The sequence below is a fragment of the Pseudomonas sp. 24 E 13 genome (assembly GCF_900004715.1).
Taxonomy (GTDB): domain Bacteria; phylum Pseudomonadota; class Gammaproteobacteria; order Pseudomonadales; family Pseudomonadaceae; genus Aquipseudomonas; species Aquipseudomonas orientalis_A.
On the sequence record NZ_CVTO01000075.1, the window covers coordinates 1 to 5,684 of the forward strand.

Consider the following 5,684-nt stretch of genomic DNA (forward strand, 5'->3'; position numbering starts at 1 on the left):
GCCTGGCTGCAACAACTCAATGGCTTGCTCAAGCGCCTGTGCCGCAACGACTACCCCTACAGCCAAAGCCACACCCTCAACGGCCGCAAATGGCTGGCGTTCCTGGATAACCGCTGCCCCGCCGCCGGCCTCACACGCTGGATGGTGCTGGTCGAAGGCGCCTACAAGCCCGAATGCAAACTCGACGACAAGGCCATCGCCGGCCTGACCCAAGCCGTCGACACCTGGATTCGCAAACATGTTTGAGTTCGCCTGGCCGTGGATCTTCGTCCTGTTGCCGTTGCCGTGGCTGATGCGCCTCATCCTGCCGATGGCCGACAGCGGCGAACCGGCCTTGAAGGTCAGCTACCTCAGCGACCTCCAAAGCCTGGCCCGGCGCCGCGCCCGGATCAATCTGCCGGGCTGGCGCCAGCAGGCACCGTACGTGGTGCTGTGGCTGCTGCTGTTGACCGCCGCCGCACGCCCGGAATGGCTTGGCGAGCCGCTGCCGATTGCCGCCAGTGGCCGCGACCTGCTGGTGGCCGTGGATGTCTCCGGCTCCATGGACTTTCCCGACATGCACTGGCAGGACGAGGACGTCAGCCGCCTGGCCCTGGTCAAGCACCTGCTCGGTGACTTTCTTGAAGAGCGTGAGGGCGACCGCGTAGGCCTGATCCTGTTTGGCAGCCAGGCCTACCTGCAAGCGCCGCTGACCTTCGACCGGCGCACCGTGCGCACCTGGCTGGACGAAGCGCGCATCGGCATTGCCGGCAAGAACACTGCGATCGGCGACGCCATCGGCCTGGCCTTGAAACGCTTGCGTCAGCGCCCGGCGCAAAGCCGCGTGCTGATCCTGGTGACCGACGGCGCCAATAACGCCGGGCAAATCGACCCGCTCACCGCCGCGCGCCTGGCCGCTGAAGAAGGCGTGAAAATCTACCCGATCGGCATCGGCGCCGACCCCGAGCAAACCGGCTCCCTGGGCATTCTGGGCGTAAACCCGAGCCTGGACCTCGACGAACCGGCGCTCAAGGCCATCGCCGAGGCGACCGGCGGCCAGTATTTCCGCGCCCGTGATGGCAAGGAGCTGGAACAGATCAAGGCCACCCTCGACACCCTGGAACCCGTCGAACAGCAACCCACCCGCGCCCGCCCCGCTCACGCGCTGTACAGCGGCCCTTTGGCCCTGGCGTTGCTGCTGAGCCTGTTGCTGGTGGTGCAGGAGCGCTGGCCGAACAACGCCTTACAGCGGCTGTACGACAAACTGTCGAGCAGGGGCCTGTTCCTGCCACAAAGCCCTGAATGGCGACAGCGCCTCAAGCGCCTGCGCCTGCGGAGGCGTCGATGATCGCCTTGTGGCCGCACTGGCTGCGCCCCTGGTGGCTGTTGCTGCTGCCGCTGCTCGGTTGGTTGCTGTGGCAACTGTGGCACCGGCAAAAGCGCGCCGGACGCTGGCAGATCATCCTGCCGCCGGCCTTCCACGCCGTACTGCTCAGCGGCGGCAACGGTCGCGAAAGCAAATCCCCCTGGGTCGTGCTGGGCATCGCCTGGCTGCTGGCCGTGCTGGCGCTGCTGGGCCCCAGTTGGCAGCGGGTTGAACAACAGAGCCAAAAGCCTTCCGACCCGCTGGTGGTATTGCTGGAACTCACCCCCGAAATGCTCGCCACCGACAGCCCGCCCAATCGCCTCGAGCAGGCGCGGCGCAAGCTGTACGACCTGTTGCAGGCGCGCACGGATGCGCAAACCGCCATCGTCGTGTATGCCGGCAGCGCCCACACCCTGGTGCCACTGTCCGACGACCTGGCCACCAGCCGTAACCTGCTCGAAGCACTGCGCCCCTCGATCATGCCCGAGCCCGGCCACCGCGCCGACCTGGCGGTGGACAAGGCCCTGGCGCTGCTCAAGCACGGCGGCCTCGGCCAGGGGCGCCTGCTGCTGATCGGCTCGTCGCTGTCCAAGCAGGAACGCCAGGGCATTCGTCTGCTGCTGCAAGGTAACCAGGCGCCAAGCCTGACAATCCTCGGCATCGGCAGCCGTGAAGGCACGCCGGTCACCCAGGAAAGCGGCGAATTCCTCAAGGACGAACAGGGTGCGATTCTGATCCCGCGCCTGGACAGCCCGACCCTCAAGGCGTTCGCCAGCGAAATGGGCGGCCGCTACCGAGCGGCGCGCCTGGACGACAAAGACCTGCGGCAACTGGGCGTACTCGATCCGCCCCAAACCCTGCGCGACGACGGCCAGCGACTGCGCCTGGACACCTGGGCCGACCAGGGTTACTGGCTGCTCCTGCCGCTGCTGCTGTTGGCCGCCTGCGCGGGACGGCGCGGCTGGCTGTTTTGCCTGCCGCTGCTCTTGATGGCCGCACCGCAGCCCAGCTACGCCTTCGAATTCCAGGACCTGTGGCTGCGCCCCGACCAGCAGGGCCAGTACCTGCTGAAGAAAAAACGCCCCGCCGAGGCCGCCGAACGCTTCCAGGACCCGCAATGGCAAGGCGTGGCCCTGTATGAAGCGGGCAACTACGCCGAGGCCATCAAGCGTTTTGCCGAAGCTGATACCGCCTACGCCCACTACAATCGGGGTAACGCCCTGGCCCGGTCCGGTGCGCTGGAAGCTGCAGTCGATGCCTACGAACAGGCGCTGGAAGCCCAGCCCGATCTGCAACCGGCCTTGAAAAACAAGGCGCTGGTGGAAAGCCTGCTGCAGCAACACGCGCAGCCCGAGCCCGACGAAGCGGAAAAAAACCAGGATGACGAAACCACCCAACCCGGCCAAACTGCGCAACCGGGCGCCGACGGGCAAAAGGCCGAGGGTGGCGAGCAATCCACCCAGGGCCAGGGCCAGACCGGCAACGGCGCTACCGACACGGCTGCCGCGCCGCCCACCGGCAGCAACGAAGTGCCCGGCAGCGAACTGGGCGATGAGCACACCACTACGCCGCCGCTGCGCCCAACCGATGCCAGCCTTGACGGCGAACACCGCCAGGCGCTGGAGCAATGGCTGCAGCAGATCCCGGACAACCCCGGGGAGCTGCTGCGGCGCAAATTCTGGTACGAACAGCAACAGCATCAGGACAAGACTCGATGAGCCGCCGCACCACCCTTCTGCTCCTGCTCGCCTTGTCGGCAGGTCACGCCCAGGCGGCGAACCTGGTCGCCAGCGTCGACCGCAGCCGCCTCAATTCCGGGGAAACGGTGGAGCTGACGGTGGAATCCAGCGACGTGACCCAGTTCGGCAAACCCGACCTGTCGCCCCTGGATGCGCAGTTCGAAGTCAGCGGCACGCGCCAGATCAACCAACTCACCACCCTGGGCGGCGATAACCACGCGACCACGCGCTGGATCATCACCTTGTTGCCCCGGGAAAACGGCACGGTGGTGATCCCGCCTCTGCAGGTGGGCGAGCTCAAGACCCAGCCGATTACCCTGCAGGTGGTCGAAACCGCCAGCCAGAACACCAGCGCCGAACTGGCGCCGGTGTTTGTCGAAGCCAGCCTCGACCAGACCAGCGTCTACGTGCAGGCCCAGGCCCTGTTGACCGTGCGCGTGTATCACTCGGTGTCGCTGTACGACGACAGCAGCCTGACGCCCCTGCAAATCCCCGATGCACGCGTGGAGCAACTGGGCGAGTCGCGCACCTATGAAAAAGTCATCAACAGCATTCGCCATGGCGTGATCGAAACCCGCTACGCGATCTACCCCCAGCGCAGCGGGCCGTTGGCAATTGCGGCGCAGACGTTCAGCGCCACGCTGGTGGAGTCGCGCCCGCCGCAGGAGAACACCCTGCAGGGCACCAAGCCGGGCAAGCTGATCCACGCAAGCTCGGCGCCCCTCGCGCTGACGGTCAAGCCCAAGCCCGAGTTCTACCCCGCCGACGCGCCATGGTTGCCGGCGCGCAGCCTGAGCCTGAACGAAACCTGGAACCCCACGCCGGAGCATGTGCAGGTCGGTGACTCGCTGACGCGCAGCCTCACGGTCAAGGTCGAAGGCCTGTCCAGCGCGCAACTGCCGGCGCTACCCAGTACCGAGGTCAACGGCCTGCGGCGCTACCCGGATCAACCGGTATTGGGCAACGAGACCCGCGACCGCGGCCTGGTCGGCAGCCGTGAAGACCGCGAAGCCCTGGTGCCCACCCGTGCCGGAGCGCTGGAACTGCCCGCCGTGGAAGTGGTGTGGTGGAACACCCACGAAGACCACCTTGAACGCACCACCCTGCCGGCCCGCACCCTGCAAGTGGCGATCAACCCGAGCCTGGTGGTGGACACCCCCGCCATGCCGACCGTCATCACCGCGCCGGACGATGAGCGCCTGTGGCTGTGGCAACTGAGCACCGTGCTGCTGGCCTGCACCACCTTGCTGGGCTTCGGCCTGTGGTGGCGCGCCCGCCGCCAGCCCGCCGTGCAACGCGCCGCGCAAACCGGCCCCAGCCCGCGCACCCTGCTCGAGGACCTCAAACGCGCCACCCAGGCCAACGACCCCCAGGCCACCCGCCAGGCCCTCGACGCCTGGGCGCGTCAACAACCGGAAACCCTGGCCGACATGGCGGCGCGCTTCGTGCCGCTGTCGGATGCCCTGGACGGGCTCAATGGCGCGCTGTACAGCGAGAGCGGCCAGTATTGGCTGGGCGAAGACCTGTGGCGCGCGATCAAGGCCATCCCCGTGGCCGAGCGCGAACAAGACCCGGCCCTGGACACCACCAGCCTGCCGCCGCTCTATCCCAAGTAAAACGATCAATCCTCCAAAACACTGGAGATCCAAATGTGGGAGGGGGCTTGCCCCCGATGGCGGTGGGTCAGCGACAACAGCGCTGGCTGACATACCGCATCGGGGGCAAGCCCCCTCCCACAGGATGGTGCCCACTCAGATATATCCCACAACCGTTTCAGGTTGTCCCTCGGAACTTCGCTGGCTAACCTCCTCGCCGTCGCTGCCAATTCAGCGACCGGATTTGACCGTCCGACCTTGTTAACGAACTGCTACGCCCTGCACCTATCCCAGGCGTTTTTTTTGTGCCTGAGGTATCGTGTCGCGGCAGTTGTGCGCGGGATACCTTCGGGTATGCCGGGTTCGTTGACAACCGGTCGGTCAACCCGCGTACAGCTGCCACCTTCTTCGTTTGACCGCGAACGCTGGCGGCTCCACTTGTCAACGGAATTTCACCATGATTAAAGACACCCCCAATCCCCCAGAACAACTCTTTACCGTACGCCCCGACCTGGGCACGGAAACCTTGCTGGTCAACGCCTCCCAGGACCTGGCATACATCACCGACATCGCCACCCACCTCGCTTTCGAAATCGGCGGAACTCATCGCAATGTTGCGCTGGGCATCTGCCGGATGCTTGAAGGCGTGCAACTGCTGGTGGACAAGGTGCTGGATGAGGCCTGCCCAGCCACGTAAATCTGGAGCGTATAAATCCCCCAAAACACTGAAGATCCAAATGTGGGAGGGGGCTTGCCCCCGATGGCGGTGGGTCAGCGACAACAGCGCTGGCTGACACACCGCATCGGGAGCAAGCCCCCTCCCACAGGATCGCGCCCACTCAGATATATCGCCACCCACCTCGCTTTCGACATTGACGGAGCCCATCGCAATGTTGCGCTGGGCATCTGCCGGATGCTTGAAGGCGTGCAGCTAATGGTGGACAAGGTGCTGGATGAGGCCTGCCCAGCCACGTAAATCTGGAGCGTATAAATCCCCCAAAACAC

Annotated in this window: 5 protein-coding genes; all 5 read left to right on the forward strand. The window is 65.7% G+C overall.

The window, feature by feature from the left end; all coding sequences use genetic code 11:
* Window positions 1-246: DUF4381 domain-containing protein (locus BFP90_RS03980; RefSeq protein WP_141688917.1), on the forward strand; the 246-nt coding region annotated here is incomplete at its 5' end.
* Window positions 239-1,327, forward strand: coding sequence for a vWA domain-containing protein (locus BFP90_RS03985; protein ID WP_065891782.1), 1,089 nt, complete (start codon window positions 239-241; stop codon window positions 1,325-1,327). The genes BFP90_RS03980 and BFP90_RS03985, both read left to right, overlap by 8 nt.
* The gene (locus BFP90_RS03990; protein WP_065891783.1) at window positions 1,324-3,063 is read left to right on the forward strand and encodes a tetratricopeptide repeat protein; all 1,740 of its coding nucleotides are present in this window, start codon (window positions 1,324-1,326) and stop codon (window positions 3,061-3,063) included. Before BFP90_RS03985 ends, BFP90_RS03990 begins: the two co-directional genes overlap by 4 nt.
* Window positions 3,060-4,700: a BatD family protein gene (locus BFP90_RS03995; protein ID WP_065896004.1), complete on the forward strand. Its 1,641-nt coding sequence runs from the start codon at window positions 3,060-3,062 to the stop codon at window positions 4,698-4,700. The genes BFP90_RS03990 and BFP90_RS03995 overlap by 4 nt, the downstream gene beginning before the upstream one ends.
* Window positions 4,701-5,136: 436 nt before the next feature.
* Window positions 5,137-5,376, forward strand: coding sequence for a DUF6124 family protein (locus tag BFP90_RS04000; protein ID WP_065896005.1), 240 nt, complete (start codon window positions 5,137-5,139; stop codon window positions 5,374-5,376).
* Window positions 5,377-5,684 lie beyond the last annotated feature (308 nt).

Bases quoted from the DNA above. Each gene is read 5' to 3' on its own strand.
- BFP90_RS04000 (WP_065896005.1), top strand. From the start codon at position 5,137: ATGATTAAAGACACCCCCAATCCCCCAGAACAACTCTTTACCGTACGC.
- BFP90_RS03995 (WP_065896004.1), top strand. From the start codon at position 3,060: ATGAGCCGCCGCACCACCCTTCTGCTCCTGCTCGCCTTGTCGGCAGGT.
- BFP90_RS03990 (WP_065891783.1), top strand. From the start codon at position 1,324: ATGATCGCCTTGTGGCCGCACTGGCTGCGCCCCTGGTGGCTGTTGCTG.
- BFP90_RS03985 (WP_065891782.1), top strand. From the start codon at position 239: ATGTTTGAGTTCGCCTGGCCGTGGATCTTCGTCCTGTTGCCGTTGCCG.